Consider the following 25852-nt stretch of genomic DNA (forward strand, 5'->3'; position numbering starts at 1 on the left):
CTCGTCGCCGTCATGGATTGGCCGTCATGGAGTGGCCTGCGCGGCCTTGCCGGAGGCCGGCGCCGTGTAGGATTTGAGGAAATCGATGATCGTCCCGAGTTCGCCCTCCGGGATCCGACCGGCGAAGCTCGGCATCACCTGCTTGTAGCCCTCGGCGAGGCGGTCGCCGTTCGGGTTCAGGATCTTCTCGCGCAGCCAGGCGTCGTCGGCCGTCACCGTGCGGCCGTCGGCGAGCTTCACCGGGCTGCCGTAGAGGCCGGCCAGGCTCGGGGCCTTCACGGAGGAGCCGGGATCGTGGCAGCCGGCGCAGCCATAGGCCTCGTAGAGGGTGCGGCCGGCCGCGACCTTGCCCTGCTGCGCGCCGGAATGGGTCAGCCAGTCCTGGTAGTCGCCGGGATTCATGAAGCTGATCTCGCCGCCCATCACCGAATGGTCGGTGCCGCAATATTCCGAGCAATAGAGGTGGTAGGTGCCGATCTTGTCGGCCTTGAACCACAGATCGGTGTAGCGGTCGGGGAGCGCCGCCACCTGCAGGCGCAGGGCCGGCAGGTAGAGGGCGTGGATCACGTCCTGGCTGATGATGCGCAGGCGGATCGGCTGGCCGATCGGCACGTGCAGGTCGTTGATCTCGGCCTGACCGGTGGGATGCTGGAACTTCCACATCCATTGCCGGCCGATCGCCTCGATCACCATGGCGTCCGGCGGGGCGTTCTTGGAGGCGATGAACACCCGGGCGCCCCAGACGAAGAAGATCAGCGTCAGCAGGAACGGGATCAGCATCCAGCTGATCTCGATGAGGTTGGAGCGGATGCCGGAGGGGCTGCGATCCGCCTCCGAACCCTCGCGGTAGCGCAGGGCGAAATAGGTGATCGCCACGAAGACCGGCACGGTCAGCAGCAGGGTCAGGACCGTGAAGGCCAGGATGAGCAGGTCCGTCTCGGTCGCGGTGCCCGAGACCGCGGCGGGCCAAAGCTCCAGGGCTGCGTGGTTCGGCGTCATCCTGCCTACCGTTCCGGCGCGTCGAGGGAGCGGCCGACGACGAGGTCCATCGCCCGATCGACCGGGATGCGGGCGTGGGTGCGGGCCGGATCGCTGTAGCCGTAGCCGGAGAGCCGCGCCCCGGTCGCGGCCCGCTGGCGGTCGAGGTCGGCGTAGGGATCCGCCTGGAGGTTCGGGGGCGGCGGCGTCAGCGTCGCGGTCTGCTGCGGCGTCAGGGGTGGCAGGGCCCGGCGCTGGCTCGCGCTGAACGCGGCGCTCATCCAGACCATCGTGCCGATCACCGTCAGGACGGAGAGCGCCAGGCCCGCCATCACCAGCGTGGTGTTGCGGACCTTGACGTCCCGGGTCTCATAGCCGGGATCGTCGGGGTCGCGCGGGGCGTTGGCCGGCGTGCCCGGCGCGGCGGCGCGACCCGAGCGACCACCGAGCAGGCCGCTGCCGCGCAGGGTCAAGCCGGCCAGGATCGCCGGGATCAGGCCGGGACCGGGACGCGCGCTCATGCCGACCTCCCGGCGCGCCGGGCGCCCGGCGCCGCGCGCAACAGCGGATGGAGCGCGGCGGCAAGGCAGGCCACCGCCAGGGCCGCGAACCCGTCGACCGGGCGGAGCACGAACCGGTCGCGCAGGGCCGGGGTGACCAGCCAGAACATCTCGAGGGCATGCACCGCGAGCGCCGCGCCGGCCAGGACCCGCGTGGTCGGACGGCCCGGCCGCAGGGTCGCGAGCCCGGCCAGCACCACCACGGCCCCGGCGCCGATCGACAGCCCGCGCCCGAGGCTGCCGCCCCGGGCGAAGTACCAGGCCACCTCCGGGGGCAGGTTGGCGGACCAGACGATCAGGAACTGCACGAAGTGCATGAACGCCCAGAGCCCGAGCAGGACCACCAGGGGAACCAGCCGGCCGCGCCCGGGCGCCGTCCGCCCGCGGCCCACCGGCTCCGGCTCCTCCCAGGCGAGCAGGATCGCGGCCGCGAAGGCCAGCCCGCTCCAGGCGGTCATCACCAACAGGCCGAGCAGGGTCGAGTCGAGCCTCGGGTCGAGGGAGGCGATCACGTCGGTGGTGAACAGCGTGCCGACCACCGCGTGGAGGCCCACCGCCGGCACGGTGCGGCCCTCGCCCGGCTCGTCGAAGGGCCGCGCGAACCGGATCGACAGCCAGGTCCAGGCGGCGAGATACGCGATCACCCGGGCCACGAAGAACGGCGTGATGAACCAGAAAGCCGCCAGCGGTGTGCGGGGCGCCGCCCCGACCCACGGGTAGAGCACCGGCACCGCGGCGAGCAGGGGCAGCCCCAGCAGCGCGGCCACCGGCATCAGCGCCATGAGCCGGCGCAGGCCCGCCAGCATCTCGATCCCGCCGCGCTCGCGCACGCGCTTGCCGAAGCGTTCGGCCACGATCGTCACCGGCAGGGCGCCGACCGGCAGCGCCAGCAGGACGAGCCAGGCCGCCAGGTAGGAGGACGCCGCGCCGCGCCAGCCGCCCGCGAGCCAGCAGGCGGCGAGCAGGCCGAGCCCGAGGAGGCCGATCAGCACGGGCCGGCTCATCGGGTCGCCTCCAGGCGGGCCCGGTCGTCCGGGGGCAGGCCCGCCACCACGGCGTCCTGGCTGAGCTGGAGCGCCCGGACATACGCGACGATCGCCCAGCGGTCGGCCGAGGGGATCATCTGGGCCATGCCGAACATCGCGCGCCGGCCGTTGCCGATGACGCCGTAGATCTCGGCGGCCGGGGCCCGGCGGAGCGGCTCGGCGGTGAGGTCGCCGGCGGGCGGGAAGCCGCGGGCCACGATCATGCCCCCGCCGCGCCCATCCTGGCCGTGGCAGGGCGTGCAGAACACCCCGTAGCGCTCCCGGCCCCGGTCGATCAGGTCCCGGCTGATCGTCTGCGGCTGCGGCGCCTCGCGGGCCGGATCGACCCGCGGCACGGTCCCGGGCACCGGCTGGCGCATGGTGATCTGACGGGGGAAGAACGGGTTGCGGTCCCAGGTCTTGGCCCGGGCCTGGTCGTCCATGTTGGCCTCGCCGCAGGCCGAGAGACCCGGCAAAGCCGCGACGAGGAGGAGGCTGGCGGCGCGCCTCATCGCGGGATCCTGCGGATCTCGAGGGGGCGCCCGGCCTCGGCCGCCAGGCCCGCGAGCCGGCGCTCGAACCGGCCTGCGTCGAAGCGGTCGTCGCGCGCCTCCGCGGAGAGAAAGAAGCGGTCGTCCGAGGCGCGCAGGAAGCCCGGGATGTTGAAGGCCGGGTGGTTCAGCCGCGGCAAGCGGTTGAGCACCAGCAGGGCGAGGTGGATCGCGATGCAGCCGGTCATCATCGCGAAGGAGATGCTCGGCACCACGAAGGACGGCCAGGACAGGCGCGGACGCCCGCCGATCAGGAACACGTAGTCGTAGGCCGTGGCGTAGATGCACATCGCGTAGAAGCCCGCGCCGCCGAGCAGCGCGCCGGCGAGCGCGTAGGGCAGGATCGAGCGCCCCTCCAGGCCGAGGGACCGCAGGGTCCGCGGCATCGGCACCGGCCCGTGCCCGTCGAGATGGACCTGGTCCGGGGGGCTGATCCCGGACACGGCCTGGAGCGCGGCGGCGAGGTCGGCCTGGCTGGCGAAGGTGGCGGACACGCCCCAGAGCGGCGCCGGCCCCGGATCCTCCTCCGGGCGGGGGGCGGCGTGCGAGACGGCCTCCCGGGCGGCGGCCTGGGTGCCCGGGGCGCGCGCCAGGGCGAGGCGGCGGCTCTCGATGATCGAGACCGCCGGCAGGTAGCGCAGGAACAGCAGCAGCAGGGTCAGGAACAGGCCGAGCGAGCCCGCGAAGGTGGCCACGCCCCAGGGATCCACCCCGTAGGGCAGCCGCGAGGACGGCAGGAAATCCTGGGTCAGAGTGACGACCAGCACCATGACGTGGTCGGCATAGGCCCCCGCCGCCACCAGCAGGCCGACCGCGGCGAGCGCGAGAGGCGCCGCGCGGGCCCGGGCCGACCACAGCACCTGGGCGGGCAGGACCAACAGGAGGATCGCCATCCAGGAGACCAGCGCGTGGTCGCCGGTCATGCGCCGCGCCAGCACCGCCCGCGCCTCCGGGTCGCCGTTGAGGAACGTGTCGAAATACTCGGCCGCGTAGCAATAGGCGCTGGCGCAGCCGAGGCCGAGCAGCAGGCGGCCGAGCACGTCGAGGTGGCGCACGCTCACCAGGGCGTCGAGGCCGTAGACGACGCGGATCAGCACCACGATCGCCGCCGTCATGCCGACGCCGGAATAGACCGCGTTCACCAGGAAGCTCACCGGCAGCAGCGTGCTGTGCCAGCCCGGCATCAGCGAGCCGGCCAGCATCACCGAGGCGCCGGTCTGGACCGAGACCACCAGCAGCACGCCTAGCAGCGCCACCGTCCGGTAGGCCTGAACCCAGATCTGCCAATGGGCGGCGGACCCGCGCCAGCCCGAAGCGACGATGCCGTAGACCTGGGCGCGCAGCAGGGCGAGCCGGCGGGTCGGCGCCTTCGCGTCGGCCTGGCGCATCGCTTCCCCGAAGGCGCGGTCGCGCAGGGTGGCGAGGTCGGGCAGCAGGCCGATGAACCAGAGGCTGACGCAGATCACCAGGAAGGCCACGATGTCGATCGCGTCCCACAGCAGCGGCGAGCGGAACTGCGGCCACAGGTTGTAGGTGTTGGGGTAGGGCAGGTTCCAGAAGAAGAACCACGGCCGACCGAGATGGATGATCGGATAGAGGCCGGCCGCCGCGGTGGCGAGCAGCGCAAGGGTCTCGGCGATGCGGTTCACCGCCCCGCGCCACTCGGCCCCGAGCAGCAGCAGCACCGCCGAGACCAGCAGGCTGCCGGAGGCGACGCCGATCCACCAATCGTAGCTGGCGATGTCCAGCGCCCAGACGACGGCGTTGTTGTTGGCCCAGATCCCAGGCCCCGCGTAGAGCAGGTAGCCGAGGGTCAAGCCGAACACGCCGAGCAGCGCCGCAGCCCCCGCGAAGGCGATCCACCAGCGCCGGTTGCGTGGATGCGTCAGCGGGATCGCGGTGACCGCGCCGCCGATGCCCTGGAGGGTTTCCTCCGGCCGGATCAGCGAACCGCCTGCGAGCGCGCCGGACATGCTCAGCCCTCCCGTCCGGCCGGATCGGCGGCGGGGGCGAGCCCCGCCAGGTAGGTGGTGCGCGGGCGCGTGTTGAGGTGGCCGAGCAGCGCGTATTCCCGCGTGTCCGTGCGGGCGGCCGAGACCTGGCTTCCCGGGTCGGCGACGTTGCCGAAGGTGATCGCCCGGGTCGGGCAGGCCCCCTGGCAGGCGGTCTCGACGGCGCCGTCCGGGATCGGCGCGTGGGCGTCCTTGGCCGAGGTGATCCGGGCCGCCGTGATGCGCTGGATGCAGTAGGTGCACTTCTCCATGACGCCGCGGGCCCGGACCGTGACCTCGGGGTTGCGCTGCTGCTGCTGAACCGGGGTCATGCCGCCGGTGTAGTCCAGGTAGTTGAAGCGGCGGACCTTGTACGGGCAGTAGCTCTGGCAGGTCCGGGTGCCCACGCAGCGGTTGTAGACCTGCAGGTTCAGGCCCTCGCTGTCGTGCAGGGTCGCCTCCACGGGGCAACCGACCTCGCAGGGCGCCTGCTCGCAATGCATGCACGGCACCGGCTGGAAATGCGTCGTCGGCGCGTCCAGCCCGCCCGCGTAGTAGCGGTCGACCCGCAGCCAGCCCATCCAGCGGCCGAGCTCGACCTCGGCGCGCCCGACCACCGGTATGTTGTTCTCCGACTGGCAGGCGGTGACGCAGGCGTTGCAGCCGATGCAGGCGTCGAGGTCGATCGCCATGCCCCATTGCGCCGCGACCCAGCGGTCCTGGCTCTCCGGCGGCGGGTAGAACGAGGCCGGCGCCGGCGCGCCCTTGGGATCGCCCACCGGCGCGGAACCGACGGCCTGGACGCGGACGATGTCCTGCCCCTCCATCGTGCCGAGATGCTGGGTGGTCGCCGGCATGCGGCGCCGTCCGGTCTTCGTCAGCCGCGCGCCGGAGAGCCGCCACGGCGTCCCGGCCGGGCGCAGGGTGGCGGCGTCGTAGCCGAGGCCGCTGGACAGGTGGTCGGGCACGCTGCGGCCGTAGCCGAGGCTCAGCGTCACGGTGTCGGCGGCCTGGCCCGGCAGGATCCAGGCGGCGCCCTCGACGGCGCGCCCCTCCGCCTCGACCCGCACGATGTCGCCGGTCGCGACACCCTCCCGCTCGGCCAGATGCGGGCTGAGCGCGACCACGTTCTCCCAGACCACCTTGGTGAGCGGCTTCGGCAGTTCCTGCAGCCAGGCGAGGTCGGCATGGGTACCGTCCCAGACCGTGGGGTCCGGGCGGAACACCACCTCGATCCCGGCCTCGGCGGAGGATCGGGCGGGGGGCTGGGCAAAGGGCTGTGCAGAGGGCCCGGTAGAGGGTTCGGCGCCGCCGGCCTCCTGCGTGAGCGCGACCTCCTCGGTCGCAGCCGCGCTGTCCGGCCAGAACCCCCGGCGCAGGGCATCGGAGAAGCGCGCCTCGAACGCCGCCGCGTCCTCGCCCTCGGTCCGCCAACGCGCCTTGAGCAGGGCGAGCGCGTCGGCGCCTTCCTCACCGCCGCGTCCGTCGGTGAGGAAGGCCAGCATGTCCTGGAGGGTGCGGCCGTTGTAGAGCGGCGCCACCGTGGGCTGGATCAGCCCGACCGTGCCGTCGAGGGACCGGACGTCGCCCCAGCTCTCCAGCGGATGGGCGGCGGGCAGGTGCCAGTCGGCATGCGCGCCGGTCTCTTCGTAGTAGAGCCCGGCATGGATCTTGAGCGGCACGCGCTCCATCCGGGCGGCGAAGTCGAGGGCGCCCGGGGCGTCGTAGACCGGGTTGCCGCCGAGCACGATCAGGACCTTGACGGCACCGCGCTCCATCTCCTCCGCCAGGTCCGCCAGCGTCCCGGAGCCCTGTTCGGCCACGGGCATCGTGTGCCGCAGGGTCGCCCCGGTATTGCCGAGCGCGCCGTTGAGGCGGTGGACCAGTGCGTGCAGGTCCGGGCTCGCCGTCAGCCCGGCCGTGACGATGCCGGCGCCGCGCGCCTCGGTGAGGGCCTTGGCGGCGCGGCGCGTCCAGCGGGAGACCGGATCGTCGCCGGCCGGCGCCGCGGCGCCTGAAGTCACCGCCAAAAAATCCCGCGCCAGGGCTTCGAGGCGTCCGGCCGAGACGGGGACGCCGTGATCCGCCTTGGCGCTGGTGAGGGTCGGGGTCGGGGCCGCGGCGTGGAGGCTCAACAGGCGGCCCTCGGCGTAAGCGGCGCGACGGGCCGCGCTCCAGCGCCCCGACAGGCCGACTTGGCCGGGGCCGAGGTCGAGGAAGTCGCCGTCCAGGGACACGATCGTGCGCGCCCGGCCGAAATCGGGCTGCGTCTCCAGCGGCCGGCCATAGGCCAGGCGGGCGCCCTCGTAGATCGCGTCGCGGCCGGTGCCGGCGCCGACATACCAGCGCAGCGCCGGGTAGGCGGCCCGCATCCGGGCGATCTGCGCCGCGACGGTGGGCGACGTCACCGGTCCGGTCAGCAGCGCCACCCCCGCACCCCCGGCCTCGCGCCAGGCCGGAATCTGCGTCTGCAGGGCCGTCCGGAACGCCGCCCAGGAACTCGGCTTGCCGAGGTGCTGAACCGCCTGCGAGCGGAACGGGTCGTAGAGGCCGAGCACCGAGGCCTGGGCCAGCACGTCGGTGCCGCCGCGGCTCCAGGGGTGATCGGGATTGCCCTCGATCTTCAGCGGCCGACCGTTGCGGGTGGTGACCAGGATCCCGTTGCCGAACCCGTCGAACACGGCCGAGGAGGCGTAGGACAGGTTCGTGCCCGGCACGATCCGCTCGGGCTGGTTGACGTAGGGCACCTCGTAATCGCGCCCGCCCTCCGCGCCGCAGGCCGTAAGGCCGCCGAGCGCGAAGGACGCTGCCATCAGCTTGAGGAATCCGCGCCGCTCCGGGGCGGCGGCGAGGCGGGCCGCCGAGGGGAACTCGGCCGCGAGGTAGTCGCGGAATTCCGGGCTGTCGGCGACGGCGTCGAGGCTGCGCCAGAAGCGGGGGCCGTCGCCGCCGGCGAGCTTGGCGCGCAACGCCGCGATGTCGGGAGTGTGCGTCATCGGTGGCAGATCCCGCACTCGGTGAGCCGCGCACCGCCGCGGATATGGTATTCGGCCACCAGCTTCGGACCCAGCGTCGCCTGGTCGGCCGGCGGCTTCCAGGTCATGTTCCAGACCTGATCGGGCGTGCGCACGTACTTCTCCGGCGCCCGGTGGCAATCGAGGCAGAACTGCATCTCGAAGGCGTTCGCCCGATAGGTCATCTGCATCGACGTCACGTCGCCGTGGCAGGTCGAGCAGCCGATGCCCTTCGTCACATGCACCGAGTGGTTGTAGTAAACGTATTGCGGCAGCTTGTTCAGCCGCACCCATTCCAGCGGCTTGTCCTGCGCGTAGCTGTCGCGCACCGGCTTGAGCATCGTCGACCCGGTCCAGATCTGCGAGTGGCAGGTCATGCAGGTATGGGTCGGCGGGATGCCGGCGGTGGCCTCCTTGTCGACGGTGGTGTGGCAATACCGGCATTGGATGCCGAGCTCGCCGGAATGGTGCTTGTGGCTGAACGGCAGGGGCTGGGCCGGCGCGATGCCGACGCCCGTGACGTAGTTCGAGCGCACGATCCCGGCCGCCAACACGGGCAGGCCGACCAGGCAGGCCACACCGGTCATCAGGGCGAGCCGGTAGGTCGCGTCCGCGCCGGGGGTGAAAAGCTGCGCCATCAGGCGGCCCCGCGCAGGGGGCAGGCGCTCCCGCGTAGGAGGCAGGCGCTCCCGCGCAGGAGGCAGATGCGCCCGCGCAACGAGCCGCAAAACCCGCCGGGCAGGCGGGTTCGGTCGCCGGGCTCGATCTGCTCACCCCCTCGCCGCAAGCGTCGCCCCACCGTTGATCCCAGGTTGAAGTGTGCGGTGCACCGGTCCGCCCGCGCAATGCGACCAAAGCGGCCGGCCCTCACCCAGGAACCTAGAGCTTTTCCAGACGGGGGCTAGAACATGGATCACCATGCCGGGCGCCTCTCGTGCCGAGCCCGCGACACTTCCCGCCGGCGGCGCGAAGGCCTATGCGCTGCCTGACCTGTCGGGCGCGGCGGCCCGATCCCGTCGCCGCCCCACCCCGGACCTGCCTCGGACCCCTATGGATTCCGACCCCATCGTCCTGACCTGGCGCGCGGCGCGGCGCCTGCACACCATTGCGGCCGGCCTCGCTGTCGGGGTCGGCGCCCCGCTCTGCGCGCTCGCCCTGCTGTGTCTGCGCGATCTCGTCGCGGTGCTGCCGCGCGACGAGGCGCCGACGCTGCCGTTCCTGCGGCTCGCCCTGTCGCTGCCCGGCCGCGACGTCGTGCTGACGCACGGTGTCCCGATGCGCCCGGCGGAGCTGGAGCTCGCCGCCTTCCTGTGCATCGCCGCCTGCGCGCTGGCCCTGGCCGGAATCGGCTGGATCGTGGCGCGCCTGTGCTTCAAGGCTCAGAACCGGGCCGCGGACGCGGTCCGGGAGAGCGTCCTGCAGGCGATCCTCGACGCGCCGGCCGGAGCCCGCGACGAGGCCCGCAGCCTGGCCCGCCTGGTCGGCGAGGTGCTGGGCCGGGGCGACCGGCTGCTCGCCGCCGGCATCGTCCTGCCGGCGATGACGCTCGCCGCGCTGCTCCTGGCGCTCGGCTTCGCGGCGCTCGCGGCCCCACGCCTGATCCCGGCCGCGGCGGTCGGCCTGGCGGCGATCGGGCTCGCCTACGGGCTGGTCCTGGAACGCGCCCGGGACCGGCAGGACCTGCGCCTGCGTTCCAGCGCCCGGGCCGAGACGAACCTGAACGACCTGGTCCGTCGGCTGCCGGCCGTTCGCGTCCACGGAGCCGCCGCCCTCGAACGGACACGCATCGCGGCCCGGGTCGCGGCGACGCGCGCCAAGGTGGCCCGGGCCGAGGCACGGCTGGCCTACGCGCGGGCCCCGGCGCTGGCCCTGGCGGTGATCCTCCCCGCCATCGCCATCGGCACTGCCCTTTGGCGCTCCGCAGAGACCGGCGGCCCGCCGGCGCCGCCGGTCGATCCAGCCGCCCTGCTCGCGGCCACCGGGGCGTTCGGCCTCGCCGGCTGGCTCGCCGGCATCTGCGCCCGGCTCTGGACGGTGCGCAAATCCGTCCGGCCGCGCTTCCGCGACCTCGCCCGCATCATAGCCCTGCTCGAGGGGCGGCAGGCCCGGGCGCCCAGGCCGGGGCTCGCACCGCAGCCGCTGCCCCGGTCCGGAATCCTGGCGACCCAGGGCGTCGGCGCCTTCGACGCAGCGACCGGCGAGCGCCTGACCGGCGTGGACGTCGCCGTCACCATGCCGGGCCACGTGGCGATCACCGGCAGCCGGGGCAGCGGCGCCCGGGTGCTGGCGGCCGTGCTGGCCGGCCAGGTCGAGCCGACGGCGGGCGCGGTCACCTACGCGGGCTCCGACCTGCGCGGCTTCGATGCCGCGGAGCGCGCCCGCCGCATCGCCTTCGCGGCCGGGGAGGCGATCCTGATCGAGGGCTCGCTCCGGCAGAACCTGCTCTACGGCACCGAGCCGGCGAACGCCCCCGACGACATCGGGCTGATCGGGATCAGCCGGCTCGCCGGGCTCGACGGCTTCGTCTACGCCCGCGGCCTGACCGGCCGCCTCGACCCGGCGAGCCAGCCCCGGCTCGCGGCGGCGATCGTCACGGCCCGCCGGACCATGCGGGCGGCCCTCGCCGCCAAGGGGGCCGAGCGCCTGGTCGAGCCTTTCGACCCGGCCCGCTACAACCATCAGGCGAGCATCGGCGAGAACATCCTGTTCGGCGAGCCGGTCGGCGGGGCCTTCGCGCCCCTGCGGTTCGCCCGCCACCCGTACCTGAGGGCGGTGCTGGAGGCCGAGGAGCTGGTGCGGCCGCTCACCGAGATCGGCCTGTCGGTGGCGCGCAGCACGGTGGAAATCTTCGCGGATCTACCCAACGATCATTCGCTCTTCGACAACTATTCGCTGTTCCAGGCCTCGGAGCGCGGCTACTTCGAAGATCTGGTGGTCCGCCTGCCCAATGCCGCGAGCCTGCGCCGCGGGTCGGCCGGCCAGCGCGACCGCACCCGGCTGATCGGCCTAGCGTTGCGCTACAGCGAATCCCGCCACCGCTTCGGGCTGATCGACGCCGCGTTCGAGCAGCGGCTGGTTCAGGCGCGCCGCTCCTTCGCCCGGATGCTGCCGCCCCACCTCGCCGGCGCCGTCGAGTTCCACGATCCCGGCCGGGTCAATCCGGCCGCCAGCCTGGAGGAGAACCTGCTGTTCGGCCGGATCAGCCTCGGCGAGGCCAACGCGGAGCCCCGGGTGCGGGCACTGGTGCAACGCGTGCTCGCCGACGAGGGCCTCGAAGCCTCGGTCTACGGGCTCGGCCTGGACAGCAAGGTCGAGATCCAGCCGAGCACCGGCGCGCTGGCCGACGGGGCGATCAACGCCCGGGAGCGCGTCGCGATCGAGCTGGGGCGCTGCCTCGCCCGCGAGCCCGACATCCTGGTGGTCGCGGTGGCGCCCGACGAGCGCAAGGTCGAGGGCGTGCGCGAGCGCCTCGCCCGGCTCCGGCAGGCCCGGGCCGGGCGAGGCTTCATCGTCTGCCTGCCCGAATCGGGGGTACCCGACGGGATCGCGCCGTTCGACGCGGTGATCGCGGTGGAGAACAGCGCCGTGGTCGCCCCCCAGGCCATCGAGGCCGCGGGCGCCGTCGGCGCGGAGCCAGCCCTGGCGTGACCGGCGGTCGTCACGGGCGCGACGGCCTCACGACGGCCGCAATGCCCGGTCAGCCTCCGCGGACCGTGCACGGCCGTGTTCCCCTCCGGCCGATGCGGCGCGGACGGTTCATGCCCCTCCCGATACCGAGATCCCTGACCGCCGGCCTCGTGCTGCTGACCGTCTGCGGTTCCGTCGCGGCGCAGGCTGGGAAGGCCGACGCGCCGATCCCGGCCGCGACGCTCGCCCTGATGGCGCAGAAGGGCACCAGTGCCGCCGCCCCGGTGCTGTTCCGGGCCTACAAGAAGGAATCCGAGATCGAGGTCTGGAAGAAGGGCCCGGCCGGGTACGTCCACATCAAGACCTTCCCGATCTGCCGCTGGTCCGGCCAGCTCGGCCCCAAGCGCAAGAGCGGCGACCGGCAGACCCCGGAGGGGTTCTATTCGGTGCCCCGGCGCCAGATGAACCCGAACTCGCACTATTACCTGTCCTTCGATGTCGGCTACCCCAACGCCTACGATCGCGCCCATGGCGGCACCGGCTCGGCCGTGATGGTGCACGGCATCTGCTCGTCGATGGGCTGCTTCGCCATGACCGACGGCACGGTCGGGGAGATCTACGCCATCGCCCGCGAGGCCCTGAACGGCGGGCAGGCGGCGTTCCAGTTCCAGTCCTACCCGTTCCGGATGAGTGCCGAGAACATGGCCCGCCACCGCACCGACCCGAACATCGGGTTCTGGCGCGAGCTCAAGGCCGGCTCGGACCGGTTCGAGGCGAGCAAGGAGGAGCTGCAGGTCTCGGTCGTCGCCGGCCGCTACGCCTTCGCGCCGTCCCGGGACCCCGCGCGGGAAGCCGCCGTCGCGACCCACCGCGCCATCGAGGAGGCCCGGATGGCGGCGCTCGCCGAATCCGGCGAGCCGGCCGTGCGCACCACCTATTCCGACGGCGGCCAGCACGCCCTCTGGGCGGCCTACACCGCCCGGGGCGGCGCGGTCGGCGACGTCAGCCGCCCCGAGGCGCTGGCCTTCGCCGGCCAGGAGGTGGTGGTCGTGCCGGGTCACCGGGCGCCGCGGCCGGTGCCGGAGGCGGTGTGGGCCGCCTGGGCCGCCCCCGATTCCGCCCTCGCGTTGCGGCGAATGGCGGGCTTCGTCCCGGTCTACGACCGGGCCCCGGACCCGTTCGGGGCGCTGGCTGGCCGGCTCCCGGCGCGCTACGGCGACGGCCTGCCCGCGATGCTGGCGGCGGGCCTGGGTTGGGCCCCGGGCGCGGTCGGCGGGCCGCTGATTCCCGGCAGCGCCAACGCCGGGCTTGTCGCATCCGCCGCGCGGTTCTAAGGGAGCCGCAGCGCCGGGGCGCGGCCCATCCGTGTGCGCGGACGCACATCACGACGGCCTGCGACCCCCCAATTCATTGTAAGGCAGGGGATGAGCGGTACTCCTGTCCCGTCGGCCTGCCGTAATCAGCGCTACCTTCCCGGAACGGCGACGGGGTTTCGATCGTAACGGATCGGGACCGACTGTCCGCAGATTCGTGATCGCCATGTCCAAGTGTTCCGAGCCGACTATCCGTGCGGCCGACAAGGGCCTCGTCCTCCGATTCTGGGGCGTCCGTGGCTCGACGCCGGTCAGCGGTCCGCAATACGCCGAATTCGGCGGCAACACGCCGTGCCTCGAGGTGCGCTGCGGGGAGCGGATGTTCGTGGTCGATGCCGGCTCCGGCATCTACAACCTCGGTCAGGGCCACCGCACCGATCTCCCCCGGGAAGTCGACCTCCTGTTCAGCCACCTGCACCTCGACCACACGGCGGGCCTCCCTTTCTTCAAGCCGGCAGTCCTCGACTGCGACCGGGTGATCAACACCTATTGCGGCAATCTCGGCGGCGAATCGGCCGGCCCGACGCTCGATCGTCTGTTCGCGCCGCCGCTGTTCCCGGTTACGCTCGACAGGCTGTGCTGCACGTTCAACCATCACGGCTTCGAGGCCGGGCAGTCCCTGACGTTCCCGGATGGCGCCCGGGTCGACACGATCCTGCTGAACCACCCGCAGGGCTCGGTGGGCTATCGCTTCGAGCATGGCGGCCAGCGCCTGTGCCTGATCAGCGACATCGAGCACAGCGACCCCTGGCCGGATCCCGAGCTGGCGCGGTTCGTCGAAGGCGCCGACCTGATGGTCTACGACGGCATGTTCACCGACGGCGAGTATCCGACCTGCCGCGGCTGGGGCCACTCCACCTGGCAGAAGGGCGTCGAGCTGGCCCGGACGGCCGGTGTCAAGGCGCTGGCGATCATCCACCTGCATCCGGCCCATTCGGATACGGCGCTGCGCGACATGGAGGCGGACCTCAAGGCGGAGATGCCCACCGCCTTCATCGCCCGCGAGAGCCAGAGCATCACGGTCGGCGCGCCGCGTTCGGTGAGCCGGGGCGCCGACGGCCGGCCGGCGGTGGCGCGGGAGATCCGCCGCCGGATCAAGGTCGCCTGATCCCGTCGGTCAGACCGAGCGCCGGCCCCGCGTCCGGCTGAACCGGCGATAGGCGAACAGGACGAACAGCGCGACGCCGATGGTCAGGATGCTCCAGCCGTAATTGGTGACGAGCTGCGCATCGATCGGGTGGCCGATCAGGCCCAGCGCGACGAGCAGTCCGAAGACGGCGATCACCGCCGAGACGAGCATCCCTAGAATCATCATGGTCCCCGGCGCGTCCCGGCCGGCGCACGGCCCGGCGAAGTCGTCCGTGGAAATGCGCGGGCGCGGTGCCCGTTCCCGGTCGCATCCGGCGCCAGGACACGGTAATCGCGCCGCGACGCGCATGGGCGGCTCCCAAGGCGCCGAACTTAGGCTAAGTAGGCCCGCATGACGGCGCCCCGGGGCGCGCGAGGAGCCCGAGACCACGGCGATGACCGGCCCACAGAACACGCCTCAGGACAGCATGCCCGCATCCACCGCAGCAACGGGCCCCCTGCGCCCGCAATCCCAGCTCGTGACGATCTTCGGCGGCTCCGGCTTCCTGGGCCGGCACGTGGTGCGGGCGCTCGCCAAACGCGGATACCGGATCCGCGTCGCGGTGCGCCGGCCGGACCTGGCGCTGTTCCTGCAGCCGCTGGGCAAGGTCAACCAGATCGTGGCCGTCCAGGCCAACCTGCGCTACCCCGAATCGGTGGCCCGCGCGGCCGAGCGCTCGGACGTGGTGATCAACCTCGTCGGCATCCTGCAGGAGACCGGCTCGCAGAGCTTCGCACGCCTGCAGGTCGAAGGTGCGGCCGAGATCGCCCGCGCCGCAGCCCGGCAGGGTGCCCGGATGATCCACGTCTCGGCGATCGGGGCGGATCCGGCCTCGCCGTCACACTACGCCCGCACCAAGGCGGAGGGCGAGGCCCGGATCTTCGCCACCTGTCCGGACGCGGTGGTGTTCCGGCCCTCGCTGGTCTTCGGGCCGGGCGACAGCTTCTTCAACCGCTTCGCCGGGCTGGCTCGGGCGCTGCCGGTCCTGCCGCTGGCGGGCGGCCAGTCGCGCTTCCAGCCGGTCTTCGTGGGCGACGTCGCCGAGGCGATCGCCCGGGCCGTCGATGGCGCGGTGCCGGGCGGCAAGGTCTACGAGCTCGGCGGCCCCGAAGTCGCGACGCTCGAGCACCTCGTCCGCTACATGCTGAAGACGATCCAGCGGAAGCGCGCGGTGGTGGACCTGCCGCTGCCGGTGGCCAAGCTCCAGGCCCGGTTCCTGGAGGTCGCCGACACCCTGACCTTCGGCCTGCTGCCCGACAGCCTGAAGCTCACCCGCGACCAGGTGATCCTGCTCCAGAACGACAACGTCGTGTCCGAGGCCGCCAAGGCCGAGGGCCGGACCATCGAGGCGCTCGGCATCAGCCCGACCGCGGCCGAGGCGGTGGTTCCGGGTTATCTCTGGCCGTTCCGCAAGGCCGGCCAGTTCGCCACCGATCGCGACGAGGAACACCTCGCCGAGGTGCCCGACATGGTGGCCTCGACGCCCATGGCAGCCGGCTCCCAGCACAGGCCGCAGACCGCGTCCGGGCCGGCGATCGGCGCCGACGCGGGCAGTTCCCCCGGCAGCGCCCAGAGCCGCATGGGGACCCGCTGGGGCACCCGGACGATGAACTGACGAGCCAGGGTTTCGAGAGGTCTTCGACCCCTTATGGGTGCGTGGCGGAGCCCCGCACCCTGCCGAAGGGTCTCGTACCTTTCGGGATCCCATTTCCTTGCCGGTGCGCGGGTTTATATCGCTGCCTTCTCGTTGAGGGAGACAACGCCTGATCTCGTCCGGGACTGCACGATGATGATGACCCCGTGGAACGGATCGGCAGGCCTGGCGTGAGACGCATCCTCGTCACCGGCGCGGCGGGCTTCGTCGGCGGCCATGTGCTGCCGCTCCTGACCGGATCGGGCGCCCGGGTGGTCGGCATCGGCCGCGGGGAAGCGCCGAGCCTGCCGGAGGGCGTCACCTACGCGCGCATCGACCTCCTGGACGAGGCGGCCCTCGGCGCCTTCGTGGCGCGCTTCCGGCCGACCGAGATCCTCCACTTGGCCGGCCTCGCCTCGGTGGGCCAGTCCGCCACCGGGCCGGGGCAGACCTGGCGGGTGAACGTCAACGGCCTGATGAACCTCGTGGCGGCCGTCGAGGCGGTGCCGGGCTGCACGTTGTTCTTCGTCAGCTCGGGCGAGGTCTACGGCGGTGCCTTCCTGGCCGGCCACGCGCTGTCCGAGGCGGCCGAGCCCCTGCCGCGCAACACCTACGCCCGGTCGAAATGGGTCGGCGAGCAGCTGCTGCGCGACCTGCTGCCCCGGATCGGCGTGAAGCTCGTGGTGCTGCGGCCGTTCAACCATATCGGCCCGGGCCAGGACGAGCGCTTCGTCGTGGCCTCCTTCGCCGGGCAGATCGCCCGGATCGAGGCCGGCCTTGCGGCACCGCTCCTCGAGGTCGGCAACCTGTCCTCGTACCGCGATTTCCTCGACGTCGCCGACGTCGCGGGCGCCTATGCCGACCTGATCGGCCGGTCCGAAGCCCTGGCGGACGGGAGCGTGTTCAACATCAGTTCCGGCGTCCCCCGCACGATCGCCAGCGTCCTCGACGGCCTGCGCGCCCGCGCCCGGGTGCCGTTCGAGATCCGGATCGCCCCCGAGCGGGTGCGCCCGAACGAGATCCCGCTGGCGGCGGGCGATTCCACCCGCCTGCACGACGCCACCGGCTGGCAGCCGCGGGTCGCCTGGGACGACGCCCTGACCCGGGTGCTCGACGATGCCCGCGCCCGGCTGGGCGCCGTCGAGGGCTGAGGGCGCGCTACCGGACCACGCCCTTCGCCACCAGCGCGTCCCGCGCCTGCGCCGACACATCCAGCCGCTCGGCCAGGATCTCGGCGCTCGAATCCCCGAGGCCCGGCGGCATGCGACGCACCGGCAGCCGGCGCCCGTCGAGCCGGTAGGGCGGGGCGATGACGTGGGCGTTGTCGGCGCCCTCGACCACCAGACCGGCCTCCCGGGCGCGCGGACAGGTCAGCGCCTCGCGCAGGCCCATCACCTCGCCGCAGGGGATGCCGGCCGCGCGCAGGCGCGCGATCAGCGGCGCGCGCTCCCACTTGGCGAGTTCGGCATCCAGGATCGGGATGAAGGCGGCGCGGTTCTTCGAGCGGTCGAGGTTGGTCGCAAAGCGCGGGTCGGCGCACAGGTCCGGCCGCTCCAGCACCTGCTCGCAGAACCGGCGGTACTGGGCGTTGTTGCCGACCGTGATCACCACCGGCCCGTCTCCCGCCTCGAACACCCCGTAGGGCACGATCGACGGGTGGGCGTTGCCGTAGCGCGGCGGATCGATGCCCCGGGCGAGCGCCTCCAGGCCGTAATAGGAGGTCAGCGCCACGCCGCAATCGAACAGGGCGAGGTCGATCGCCTTGCCGCGCCCGGTGCGCTCGCGCTGGAACAGGGCCGCCAGCACGGCCTGGGCCGCGTATTGCCCGGTGAACAGGTCCACCGCCGCGACCCCGAACTTCAGGGGCGGGCCGCCCGCCTCGCCGTTCAGCGCCATCACGCCGGATTCGCCCTGCACCACGAGGTCGTAGCCGGGCCGTCCGGCCTCCGAGCCGTCGGAGCTGTAGCCGGCGATCGAGCAGTAGATCAGCCCGGAATTCTCGGCCGACAGCGCCGCGTAGCCGAGGCCGAGCTTCTCGGCCCCGCCGGTCTTGAAGTTCTGGACCAGCACGTCGCTCTCGCGGGCCAGCGCCTTGACGATCGCCAGCCCGTCGGGCGTCGCGAGATCGACGCCGATCGAGCGCTTGTTGCGGTTCACGCTGTCGAAATACGAGGTGTTGCCGGGGCTGGTCGCCACGCCCCAGTCCCGCGTGTCGTCGCCGCGCTCCGGGTGCTCGACCTTGATCACGTCGGCGCCGAGATCGCCGAGCACCTGCGCGCACCACGGCCCCGCCAGGACCCGGGACAGGTCGAGGACGCGGATGCCGGCGAGCGGGAGATCTTGGGATGGATCGGTTTCCATGGAACGGGTCCTCATGCTCCCATCACGCCGTCGAGGCCGCGCACGGCTGCGACGAGCTTCGGCCGCACCACGTCCATCAGGAACCGGGCGTCGGTGATGATCGTCGGGGCGCCGCAATTGACCGACATGGCCGGCAGGCCGCCGCCGGGATGAAATCCCACCGCGATCGCGCAGACCGTCTCCTGCCACTCGCCGAACGAGGTGCAGCAACCGAGCTCGCGGTGCTCGGCCACGGCCCGGTCGAGGCCGGCCCGCAGGGCGGGCCAGGCCACCGGGTCGAGGGCCTTCAGGTCCTCGTAGATGCTCTCGCGCTCGCGCTCCGGGCAGACCGCCACGTAGGCGCGACCCATGGCGCTGCGCGCGAGCGAGATCCGCGAGCCGGTGTCGAGGTTCAGCGAGATCGCGGCCGGACCGCGCTGGCAATCGACGTAGCGCATGCTCAACCGGTCGCGCACTCCGAGCCCCACCGAGGCGTTGGCGGCCTCGGCGACCGCCCGCAGCACCGGTCGGGCGATGCCGCGCACGTCGAGCCCGCCGAGGGCCGCCGAACTCAGCGCGATGGTCGCGTGGCCCAGTCGGTAGCGGCCGGTCTCGGCGGTGTGGTGCAGGTAGCCGAGCTTGGTCAGCGTGTAGGTGAGGCGCGACACGGTCGAGCGCGGCAGGCCGCAGGCCGCCGCGAGGTCGTGGTTGGCCAGGCTGGTCCGGCCGGGCCCGAAGCAGGCGAGCACCGCGAGGCCACGGCCGAGCGCCGTGACGAAGTGGCGATCCTCCTTGGCGCCACGCTCGTTGGCGCCGTCGCCCGGCGTCGCCTCGGGATCACCCAGCAGGGCCTCACCCACGGCGTTCATCGGCGCAGGAACGCCGCGAAGGCCGCCTGCGCGTCCGGGCCGCGGCGGAGCCCGTGAAACACCTGCGCCTCCTCGGCGAGCGTGCGGGCGACCACGTCATCGTGGCCCCGGCGCAGGGCGCGCTTGGTCGCGGCGATCGAGACCGGGGGCAGGGCGGCCAGGGCACGGACTCGGGCGAGGGCGGTGTCCAGGGCGGCGCCCTGCGGGACGGCGGCGTTGATCAGGCCGGCCGCCGCCGCCTCCGCGGCGCCGAAGGGCTCGCCGAGCATCAGCAGCTCGGCCGCCCGCTTGGTGCCGGCGATGAGCGGGAGGAGGTAGCTCGAACCGCCTTCCGGGCTCAGCCCGAGCGCCGTGAACGGCAGGCGGAAGCGGGCGCCGTCCCCGGCATAGGCGAGGTCGCAATGCAGCAGCAGCGTTGTGCCGATGCCGACCGCGTGCCCCTCCACCGCCGCGACGACGGGCTTCGGGCAGCCGCGCAGGGCCTTCAGGAAGGTCAGGCCCGGGCTGTCGCCGTCGGTCTCGACATCCTGGAAGTCCCTGAGGTCGTTGCCGGCCGTGAAGCAGCCGCCCACCCCGGTGAGCACCACGGCGCGCACGGTCTCGTCGGCGCCGGCCGCGGCGAAGGCGGCGGAGAGGCCCGCATAGGTCGCCCGGTCGAGGGCGTTGCGGCGCTCCGGCCGGTCGATGGTGACCAGCCGGATCCCGGGCTCGGGATCGGCGACACGGAGGCTCACGGGACGGCCTCGCCGGCATAGGCCGCGGCGACGCCCCCGAGCCCGGCCCGGGCGGCGGCGTATTCCCGAACGAGCCGGGCCACCAGGTCGGCGGTGGCCGGCGCGTCCGCGATGGTGCCGACCCCCTGGCCGGCGCCCCAGACGTCCCGCCAGGCCTTCACGCCGGCGCTGCCGAAATCCATCGCGGTCTTGTCGCGCACCGGCAAGGCCTCGGGATCGAGCCCGGCGGCGCGGATGCTCGGCGTCAGGTAATTGCCCGGCACGCCCGTGAAGTAGGGGGTGTACAGGACGTCGGCGGCGGCACTGCCGGCGATCATGTCCTTGTAGCCGGACGCGGCGTTCGCCTCCCGGGTGGCGATGAACCGGGTGCCCATGTAGGCGAGGTCGGCGCCCATGGCCTGGGCGGCCAGGATCGCCGAGCCGGTGGTGATCGCCCCCGACAGGATCAGCGGCCCGTCGTAGAAGCGCCGGATCTCGCCGACGAGGGCGAAGGGGCTCAGCGTGCCGGCATGGCCCCCCGCGCCGGCGCAGACGAGGATCAGCCCGTCGACCCCGGCTTCCAGGGCCTTCTCGGCATGGCGGACCGTGGTGACGTCGTGGAACACCACGCCGCCATAGCCGTGGACCGGGCGGATCACCGCGTCCGGCGCCCGCAGCGACGTGATGATGATCGGCACCCGGTGCCGGATGCAGGCCTCGACGTCGTGCGCCAGCCGGTCGTTCGACGCGTGGACGATCTGGTTGACCGCGAAGGGCGCGATCTTGCGGGCGGGATCCTTCGCGCGCGCTTCAGCCAGGGTCCGGGTGATCGTCGAAAGCCATTCGTCGAGGAGTGCGGCGGGCCGGGCGTTGAGCGCCGGGAACGCGCCGACCACCCCGGCCAGGCATTGCGCGATCACGAGTTCCGGCCCCGACACGATGAACATCGGGGCGCAGATCACCGGCAGGGCGAGGCGACCGCGCAGGGTCTCGGGCAGGCGGCTAGCCGGCCCCTGTTCGGATCCGTCGCTCATCGGAGGCTGCCGGGCTGTTGGCCGATACCGCGCACGGCGATCCTCCCTGATCGATCGGGCGGCCCTTCCCATGGAACCCGGCTGGGCGGGCCAGGGTCGGAATCGTGCCCGGGGCGGGTCTGAATGGCATGGCGTCCGGCACCGGTCAAACCGTTCAGCTGAGCGGCGTCTGCAATGCGGAACGCCACGACGCGGGTCAAGGGCGATGCCGGCGCATCCTTGACGAGTCGGGGATCGCAGATCAACATCCCCGCAAAATGCAAACGATCATTCTGCAATGCAGAACAGGGAGCGCGACGCTTTGGTTCGTTACGAGGTCGATGGCGGCGTGGCCGTGCTCACGCTGGCGAACCCGCCGGTCAACGCGCTCGGCGCCGGGCTGCGGGCTGCCCTCGATGCCGCCCTGGCCCGGGCGGAGGCGGACGATTCGGTGCGCGCCATCGTGCTGGCGGCCGAGGGCAAGGTGTTCGTCGGCGGGGCCGACATCTCGGAATTCGGCAAGCCGCCTCAGGCCCCGAGCCTGCCCGACGTGCTGGAGCGGCTCGATGCCGGCCGGAAGCCGGTGGTGGCGGCGATCGGCGGCGCGGCGCTCGGCGGCGGACTGGAACTGGCGATGGCCTGCCACGGCCGGATCGCGGCGCCGGCGGCCAAGCTCGGCCTGCCGGAGATCAAGCTCGGGATCATCCCCGGAGCCGGCGGCACCCAGCGCCTGCCGCGCCTGATCGGGCCGGACGCCGCCTTCACGATGATGCTCACCGGCTCGCCAATCTCGGCCGATGCGGCCGCCGAGCGGGGCATCGTCGATGCCGTCGTGCTGGGCGACCTCGTCCCGGCGGCCCGCACCCGGGCCCTGGAACTGGCCGATTCCGGCGCCCTGCCGCGGGTGCGCGACCGGGCGGACAGGCTGACGCCGGAGGCCCGGCAGAGTTTCGAGGCGCTGGCCGAGGAGGCCGTGAAGCGCGATCCGCAGGCGACCAACGTCCGTGCCCTGGTCCGGGCCGTGCGCGCCGGCCTTGACCCGACCGCGTTCGACGCGGCGGTCGCCGTCGAGCGGGACGAGTTCCGCACGCTGGTGGAGGATCCGCGCTCGAAGGCCCTGCGCTACGCCTTCTTCGCCGAGCGCGAGGCGGGCCGGGTCCCGGGCCTGTCGAAGGAGACGCCCCGTCGCGCCATCGAGACGGCCGCGGTGATCGGCGCCGGCACCATGGGCGGCGGGATCAGTATGTGCTTCGCCAATGCCGGCATCCCGGTCACCGTGATCGAGACCGAGGCCGGCGCCCTGGAGCGCGGCCTCGACCGGGTGAAGGCCCTCTATGCGGGCTCGGCCAAGCGCGGCTCGATCACCGAGGCCCAGCGCGATGCGCGGGTCGGCCGGATCACCGGGGCGATCGGCCTGGAGAACGCCGCAGAGGCCGATATCGTGATCGAGGCGGCCTTCGAGGACATGGGCGTCAAGCGCGAGATCTTTTCCAAACTCGACGGCATCGCCAAGCCGGGGGCGATCCTGGCGAGCAACACCTCCTATCTCGATGTCGACGCCATCGCGGCGGTGACCGGCCGGCCGCAGGACGTGCTGGGGCTGCACTTCTTCAGCCCGGCCAACGTCATGCGCCTCGTCGAGGTGGTCCGGGCCGGGAAGACCGCGCCCGACGTGCTCGCCACCGCGCTGGATCTGGCCAAGCGCCTCAACAAGCTCCCGGTGACGGTGGGCGTCTGCTTCGGCTTCGTCGGCAACCGCATCCTGGAGCGCCGCAGCCGGGCCGCCGAGCGCCTGCTGCTCGAAGGCGCGCTGCCGCATGAGGTCGACGCCGCCGTGACCGCCTTCGGCTTCCGGATGGGCCCCTTCGCCATGAGCGACCTCGCCGGCCTCGATATCGGCTGGCGCTCCCGCAAGGATTTCGGCGGCCGGGCCCCGGTCGCCGACGCGCTGGCCGAGATGGGCCGGTTCGGCCAGAAGACCGGCCGCGGCTTCTTTGTGTATGCGGACGGCGCCAGGACCGGGACCCGCGATCCCGAGGTGGACGCGCTCATCGAGAAGACCGCCGCCGAGCACGGCGTCGCACGTCGCACGTTCAGCCCCGACGAGATTGTCGCTCGGCTCATGTACCCGATGGTCAATGAGGGCGCCCGGATCCTCGAAGAGGGGATCGCGGCCCGGCCCGGCGACATCGATACGATCTGGATCAACGGCTACAACTGGCCGGCCTGGCGCGGCGGCCCGATGCACTGGGCCGACACGGTCGGGCTCAGGACGGTCGCCGAGGCGCTGTCACGCTTCGCCCGGGAGGCCGGCGACGACAGCCAGGAGCCGGCGCCGCTGCTGCGCAAGCTGGCGGACGAAGGCGGCACCTTCGCCGCCTGGAAGGCGACGGCCTGATGGCCGGCCGGCTCGAACGGGCTTCGTCCCGGTTTCGAGAGGTCCGACGCCTCGGGGCGTTGCCCCGACATCCCACCGAAGGGCGTGACGCCCTTCGGGATCCCCAACCCGCCGGCATCAGGCGCTGTCGCTCCTGCAGCCCGCGCGGCGCCGCCTCTCTCGTGCGGGAGAGGGGACCCGCGCCGCATCCGGCCGATGCTGTGCCAGCATCCGACCTGCACATCCGTGCGGAACCGAAGAGGAATCCGGCATGACCGACGCGGTGATCGTCTCGACCGCCCGCACGCCGATCGGCAAGGCCCATCGCGGCGCGCTGAACCTCACCCGCGGCGCCGACCTCGCGGCCCACGCGATCCGGGGCGCCCTGGACCGGGCCCGGCTCGAGCCGGGAGCCGTCGAGGAGGTGGTGCTGGGCTGCGGCTATCCGGAGACCGCCACCGGCGGCAACGTCGCCCGCCACGCCGCCCTGGTGGCGGGGATCCCGGTGGAATCGGCCGGCGTCACGGTCTCGCGCTTCTGCGCCTCGGGCCTGGAGGCGATCGCGAGCGCCGCCCGCCGGATCATCCTCGATGGCGTTCCAGTGGCCGTGGCCGGCGGGGTCGAGTCGATCAGCCTGGTCCAGCCAAAGGTCCAGCGGGAGCTGACCCGCAACGCCTGGCTGGAGGCGCACCTGCCGGCGATCTACATGCCGATGATCGAGACCGCCGACATCGTGGCCGCGCGTTACGGCATCTCCCGGGAGGTGCAGGACGCCTTCGCGGCGGAGAGCCAGCGCCGCACCGCCGCCGCGCAGGAGCGGGGTCTGTTCGACGACGAGATCGTCCCGATGAGCGCCGTGATGGCGGTGACCGACAAGGCCACCGGCGAGACCCGGGAGGTCGAGACGCGGCTCACCAAGGACGAGGGCAACCGCCCCGACACGACGCCGGAGGGCCTCGCCAAGCTCAAGCCCGTGCGCGGGGAGGGCGCCTTCATCACGGCCGGCAACGCCAGCCAGCTCTCGGACGGGGCCGCCGCCAGCGTGCTGATGTCGGCCGAGGAGGCCGCCCGGCGCGGCCTCACGCCGCTCGGCACCTTCCGGGGCTTCGCCTCGGCCGGCTGCGGGCCGGACGAGATGGGCATCGGCCCGGTCTTCGCGGTGCCGCGCCTGCTGGAGCGGCAGGGGCTCACGGTCGCCGACATCGACCTGTGGGAGCTGAACGAGGCCTTCGCGTCCCAGTCGGTCTATTGCCGGGACACGCTCGGGATCGATCCGGACAAGGTCAACGTCAACGGCGGCGCCATCGCGGTCGGCCATCCGTTCGGCATGTCGGGGGCGCGGCTCGTGGGGCACGCCCTCCTGGAAGGCCGCCGCCGCGGGGCGCGCTACGCCGTGGTGACCATGTGCGTGGCCGGCGGCCAGGGCTGCGCCGGCCTGTTCGAGATCGGAGGCTGACGATGGATCTGCGCTTTACGCCGGACGAAATCGCGTTCCGCGACGAGGTCCGTAGCTTCTGCCGGGAGAAGATCCCGGCTGACATACGAAAGAAGGTCTCGGAGGGGCGCAGCCTCGCCAAGGAGGACATCGTCGCCAGCCAGCGGATCCTCAACGCCAAGGGCTGGGCGGTGCCGCACTGGCCGCAGGAATGGGGCGGCCGGGATTGGACCCCGATCCAGCGCTACATCTACACCGGGGAGCTGTTCCAGGCCGCGGTGCCGCTGCCGCAGCAGTTCAACTGCTACATGTTCGGCCCCGTGCTCGCGACCTTCGGCCGGCAGGACCAGAAGGCGCGTTTCCTGCCCCGCGCGGCCAATCTCGACGATTGGTGGTGCCAGGGCTTCTCCGAGCCCGGCGCCGGCTCGGACCTCGCCTCCCTGAAGACCAAGGCCGTGCGCGACGGCGACCACTACGTCGTGGACGGCCAGAAGACCTGGACGACGCTGGGCCAGCACGCCGACTGGATTTTTTGTCTCGTGCGCACCGACTTCGAGGCCAAGAAGCAGCGCGGCATCTCCTTCCTCCTGATCGACATGAAGACCCCCGGCATCACCGTGCGGCCGATCCTGACCCTCGAGGGCCGGCACGAGGTCAACGAGGTTTTTTTCGATTCCGTGCGCGTTCCCCTCGAGAACCTCGTCGGCGAGGAGAACCGAGGCTGGGATTACGCAAAATTCCTGCTCGCCAACGAGCGCACCGGCATCGCCCGGATCGGCCTCACCAAGGAACGCATTCAGCGGATCAAGCGCCTCGCCAAGGAGATGCCGGCAGGCTCCGGGACCATGTGGGACGACCGCGACTTCCGCGGCCGGGTCGCGGAGGTCGAGGTCGAGTTGAAGGCGCTGGAGATCACCCAGATGCGGGTGGCGGCCAAGCAGGGTCGCGCGGATTCGGTGGAGCCGGATCCCGCCTCCTCGCTCCTCAAGATCCGCGGTTCGCAGCTGCAGCAGGCGGCGACGGAGTTGCTGGTCGAGCTCGCCGGACCGTTCGCGCTGGCAGCACCATCGCGCGGGGCCGGCGCCAACAACCTGCCCGGCGGCTTCGACTGGGTCGATGCGGCGGCGCCGAGCTACTTCAACAACCGCAAGGTCTCGATCTACGGCGGCTCCAACGAGATCCAGCACAACGTCATCGCCAAGGGGATCTTGGGGTTGTGAGGGC

General features: G+C 72.6%; 20 protein-coding genes. 8 read left to right on the plus strand and 12 right to left on the minus strand.

Features of this window, described 5'->3' with window-relative positions; genetic code table 11:
- Positions 1–24: 24 nt before the first annotated feature.
- From coxB to FV242_RS11230, 7 genes are read right to left on the minus strand one after another with little or no spacing between them, the layout of a single operon-like run.
- Positions 25–999, minus strand: coding sequence for a cytochrome c oxidase subunit II (coxB, locus tag FV242_RS11200; RefSeq protein WP_147908321.1), 975 nt, complete (start codon positions 997–999; stop codon positions 25–27).
- A gap of 5 nt (positions 1000–1004) precedes the next feature.
- Positions 1005–1499, minus strand: coding sequence for a hypothetical protein (locus FV242_RS11205; protein ID WP_147908320.1), 495 nt, complete (start codon positions 1497–1499; stop codon positions 1005–1007).
- Positions 1496–2542: a hypothetical protein gene (locus FV242_RS11210; protein WP_147938966.1), complete on the minus strand. Its 1047-nt coding sequence runs from the start codon at positions 2540–2542 to the stop codon at positions 1496–1498. The genes FV242_RS11205 and FV242_RS11210 overlap by 4 nt, the downstream gene beginning before the upstream one ends.
- A complete protein-coding gene (locus FV242_RS11215) occupies positions 2539–3075 on the minus strand; it encodes a cytochrome c (protein WP_147938967.1) in 537 nt (178 codons plus the stop codon). The genes FV242_RS11210 and FV242_RS11215 overlap by 4 nt, the downstream gene beginning before the upstream one ends.
- Positions 3072–5087, minus strand: coding sequence for a DUF3341 domain-containing protein (locus FV242_RS11220; protein WP_147938968.1), 2016 nt, complete (start codon positions 5085–5087; stop codon positions 3072–3074). Before FV242_RS11220 ends, FV242_RS11215 begins: the two co-directional genes overlap by 4 nt.
- Before the next feature lie 2 nt (positions 5088–5089).
- Positions 5090–8101, minus strand: a complete 3012-nt coding sequence (locus FV242_RS11225; RefSeq protein WP_147938969.1) for a TAT-variant-translocated molybdopterin oxidoreductase — start codon at positions 8099–8101, stop codon at positions 5090–5092.
- Positions 8098–8757 carry a cytochrome c3 family protein gene (locus FV242_RS11230; RefSeq protein ID WP_147908315.1) on the minus strand — a complete coding sequence of 220 codons (660 nt, stop codon included), beginning with the start codon at positions 8755–8757 and terminating at the stop codon, positions 8098–8100. The genes FV242_RS11225 and FV242_RS11230 overlap by 4 nt, the downstream gene beginning before the upstream one ends.
- Before the next feature lie 412 nt (positions 8758–9169).
- Between FV242_RS11230 and FV242_RS11235 the strand changes: the two genes are divergently transcribed.
- From FV242_RS11235 to FV242_RS11245, 3 genes are all read left to right on the plus strand, one after another.
- Complete coding sequence (locus tag FV242_RS11235) at positions 9170–11767, plus strand: ABC transporter ATP-binding protein (RefSeq protein WP_147938970.1); 2598 nt, start codon at positions 9170–9172, stop codon at positions 11765–11767.
- A gap of 110 nt (positions 11768–11877) precedes the next feature.
- Entirely contained in the window at positions 11878–13080 is a 1203-nt protein-coding gene (locus FV242_RS11240) for a murein L,D-transpeptidase family protein (protein ID WP_147938971.1), read from the plus strand.
- A gap of 205 nt (positions 13081–13285) precedes the next feature.
- A complete protein-coding gene (locus FV242_RS11245; protein ID WP_147938972.1) occupies positions 13286–14227 on the plus strand; it encodes an MBL fold metallo-hydrolase in 942 nt (313 codons plus the stop codon).
- A 9-nt stretch (positions 14228–14236) separates the two neighbouring features.
- Here FV242_RS11245 and FV242_RS11250 read toward each other — a convergent pair whose 3' ends face one another.
- Complete coding sequence (locus FV242_RS11250; protein WP_246689939.1) at positions 14237–14434, minus strand: hypothetical protein; 198 nt, start codon at positions 14432–14434, stop codon at positions 14237–14239.
- A gap of 241 nt (positions 14435–14675) precedes the next feature.
- Between FV242_RS11250 and FV242_RS11255 the strand changes: the two genes are divergently transcribed.
- Both FV242_RS11255 and FV242_RS11260 read left to right on the plus strand, forming a co-directional pair.
- A complete protein-coding gene (locus FV242_RS11255) occupies positions 14676–15863 on the plus strand; it encodes a complex I NDUFA9 subunit family protein (RefSeq protein ID WP_147908349.1) in 1188 nt (395 codons plus the stop codon).
- Positions 15864–16072: 209 nt separating this feature from the next.
- Positions 16073–17032, plus strand: a complete 960-nt coding sequence (locus FV242_RS11260; RefSeq protein ID WP_147938973.1) for an NAD(P)-dependent oxidoreductase — start codon at positions 16073–16075, stop codon at positions 17030–17032.
- 7 nt (positions 17033–17039) lie between these two features.
- On the opposite strand, the gene FV242_RS11265 is transcribed toward FV242_RS11260, so the two are convergent.
- Genes FV242_RS11265 through FV242_RS11280 form a run of 4 tightly spaced genes read right to left on the minus strand, consistent with a single transcriptional unit; the run spans position 17040 to position 20837 of the window.
- Positions 17040–18242, minus strand: a complete 1203-nt coding sequence (locus tag FV242_RS11265; RefSeq protein ID WP_147908310.1) for a CaiB/BaiF CoA-transferase family protein — start codon at positions 18240–18242, stop codon at positions 17040–17042.
- A gap of 11 nt (positions 18243–18253) precedes the next feature.
- Positions 18254–19090 (minus strand): IclR family transcriptional regulator, encoded by an 837-nt coding sequence (locus FV242_RS11270; RefSeq protein WP_147938974.1) that lies wholly within the window; start codon positions 19088–19090, stop codon positions 18254–18256.
- A complete protein-coding gene (locus tag FV242_RS11275) occupies positions 19087–19824 on the minus strand; it encodes an enoyl-CoA hydratase-related protein (RefSeq protein WP_147938975.1) in 738 nt (245 codons plus the stop codon). Before FV242_RS11275 ends, FV242_RS11270 begins: the two co-directional genes overlap by 4 nt.
- Positions 19821–20837 (minus strand): nitronate monooxygenase family protein, encoded by a 1017-nt coding sequence (locus FV242_RS11280; protein ID WP_147938976.1) that lies wholly within the window; start codon positions 20835–20837, stop codon positions 19821–19823. The genes FV242_RS11275 and FV242_RS11280 overlap by 4 nt, the downstream gene beginning before the upstream one ends.
- Before the next feature lie 277 nt (positions 20838–21114).
- Between FV242_RS11280 and FV242_RS11285 the strand changes: the two genes are divergently transcribed.
- The 3 genes from FV242_RS11285 (at position 21115) to FV242_RS11295 (ending at position 25848) form a co-directional block, all read left to right on the plus strand.
- Positions 21115–23214, plus strand: a complete 2100-nt coding sequence (locus tag FV242_RS11285) for a 3-hydroxyacyl-CoA dehydrogenase NAD-binding domain-containing protein (RefSeq protein ID WP_210248929.1) — start codon at positions 21115–21117, stop codon at positions 23212–23214.
- 250 nt (positions 23215–23464) lie between these two features.
- A complete protein-coding gene (locus FV242_RS11290) occupies positions 23465–24649 on the plus strand; it encodes an acetyl-CoA C-acyltransferase (protein ID WP_147938977.1) in 1185 nt (394 codons plus the stop codon).
- A gap of 2 nt (positions 24650–24651) precedes the next feature.
- Complete coding sequence (locus FV242_RS11295; protein ID WP_147938978.1) at positions 24652–25848, plus strand: acyl-CoA dehydrogenase family protein; 1197 nt, start codon at positions 24652–24654, stop codon at positions 25846–25848.
- Positions 25849–25852: the final 4 nt, after the last annotated feature.

The organism is Methylobacterium sp. WL64 (assembly GCF_008039945.1).
GTDB lineage: Bacteria > Pseudomonadota > Alphaproteobacteria > Rhizobiales > Beijerinckiaceae > Methylobacterium.

Excerpts from the sequence above, each read along its gene's own strand:
- coxB (WP_147908321.1), bottom strand. The coding sequence starts at position 999 with ATGACGCCGAACCACGCAGCCCTGGAGCTTTGGCCCGCCGCGGTCTCG.
- FV242_RS11295 (WP_147938978.1), top strand. The coding sequence starts at position 24,652 with ATGGATCTGCGCTTTACGCCGGACGAAATCGCGTTCCGCGACGAGGTC.
- FV242_RS11210 (WP_147938966.1), bottom strand. The coding sequence starts at position 2,542 with ATGAGCCGGCCCGTGCTGATCGGCCTCCTCGGGCTCGGCCTGCTCGCC.
- FV242_RS11225 (WP_147938969.1), bottom strand. The coding sequence starts at position 8,101 with ATGACGCACACTCCCGACATCGCGGCGTTGCGCGCCAAGCTCGCCGGC.
- FV242_RS11255 (WP_147908349.1), top strand. The coding sequence starts at position 14,676 with ATGCCCGCATCCACCGCAGCAACGGGCCCCCTGCGCCCGCAATCCCAG.
- FV242_RS11215 (WP_147938967.1), bottom strand. The coding sequence starts at position 3,075 with ATGAGGCGCGCCGCCAGCCTCCTCCTCGTCGCGGCTTTGCCGGGTCTC.
- FV242_RS11265 (WP_147908310.1), bottom strand. The coding sequence starts at position 18,242 with ATGGAAACCGATCCATCCCAAGATCTCCCGCTCGCCGGCATCCGCGTC.
- FV242_RS11250 (WP_246689939.1), bottom strand. The coding sequence starts at position 14,434 with ATGATGATTCTAGGGATGCTCGTCTCGGCGGTGATCGCCGTCTTCGGA.
- FV242_RS11220 (WP_147938968.1), bottom strand. The coding sequence starts at position 5,087 with ATGTCCGGCGCGCTCGCAGGCGGTTCGCTGATCCGGCCGGAGGAAACC.
- FV242_RS11230 (WP_147908315.1), bottom strand. The coding sequence starts at position 8,757 with ATGGCGCAGCTTTTCACCCCCGGCGCGGACGCGACCTACCGGCTCGCC.
- FV242_RS11235 (WP_147938970.1), top strand. The coding sequence starts at position 9,170 with ATGGATTCCGACCCCATCGTCCTGACCTGGCGCGCGGCGCGGCGCCTG.
- FV242_RS11205 (WP_147908320.1), bottom strand. The coding sequence starts at position 1,499 with ATGAGCGCGCGTCCCGGTCCCGGCCTGATCCCGGCGATCCTGGCCGGC.
- FV242_RS11240 (WP_147938971.1), top strand. The coding sequence starts at position 11,878 with ATGCCCCTCCCGATACCGAGATCCCTGACCGCCGGCCTCGTGCTGCTG.
- FV242_RS11290 (WP_147938977.1), top strand. The coding sequence starts at position 23,465 with ATGACCGACGCGGTGATCGTCTCGACCGCCCGCACGCCGATCGGCAAG.
- FV242_RS11270 (WP_147938974.1), bottom strand. The coding sequence starts at position 19,090 with ATGAACGCCGTGGGTGAGGCCCTGCTGGGTGATCCCGAGGCGACGCCG.
- FV242_RS11245 (WP_147938972.1), top strand. The coding sequence starts at position 13,286 with ATGTCCAAGTGTTCCGAGCCGACTATCCGTGCGGCCGACAAGGGCCTC.
- FV242_RS11285 (WP_210248929.1), top strand. The coding sequence starts at position 21,115 with ATGCAGAACAGGGAGCGCGACGCTTTGGTTCGTTACGAGGTCGATGGC.
- FV242_RS11280 (WP_147938976.1), bottom strand. The coding sequence starts at position 20,837 with ATGAGCGACGGATCCGAACAGGGGCCGGCTAGCCGCCTGCCCGAGACC.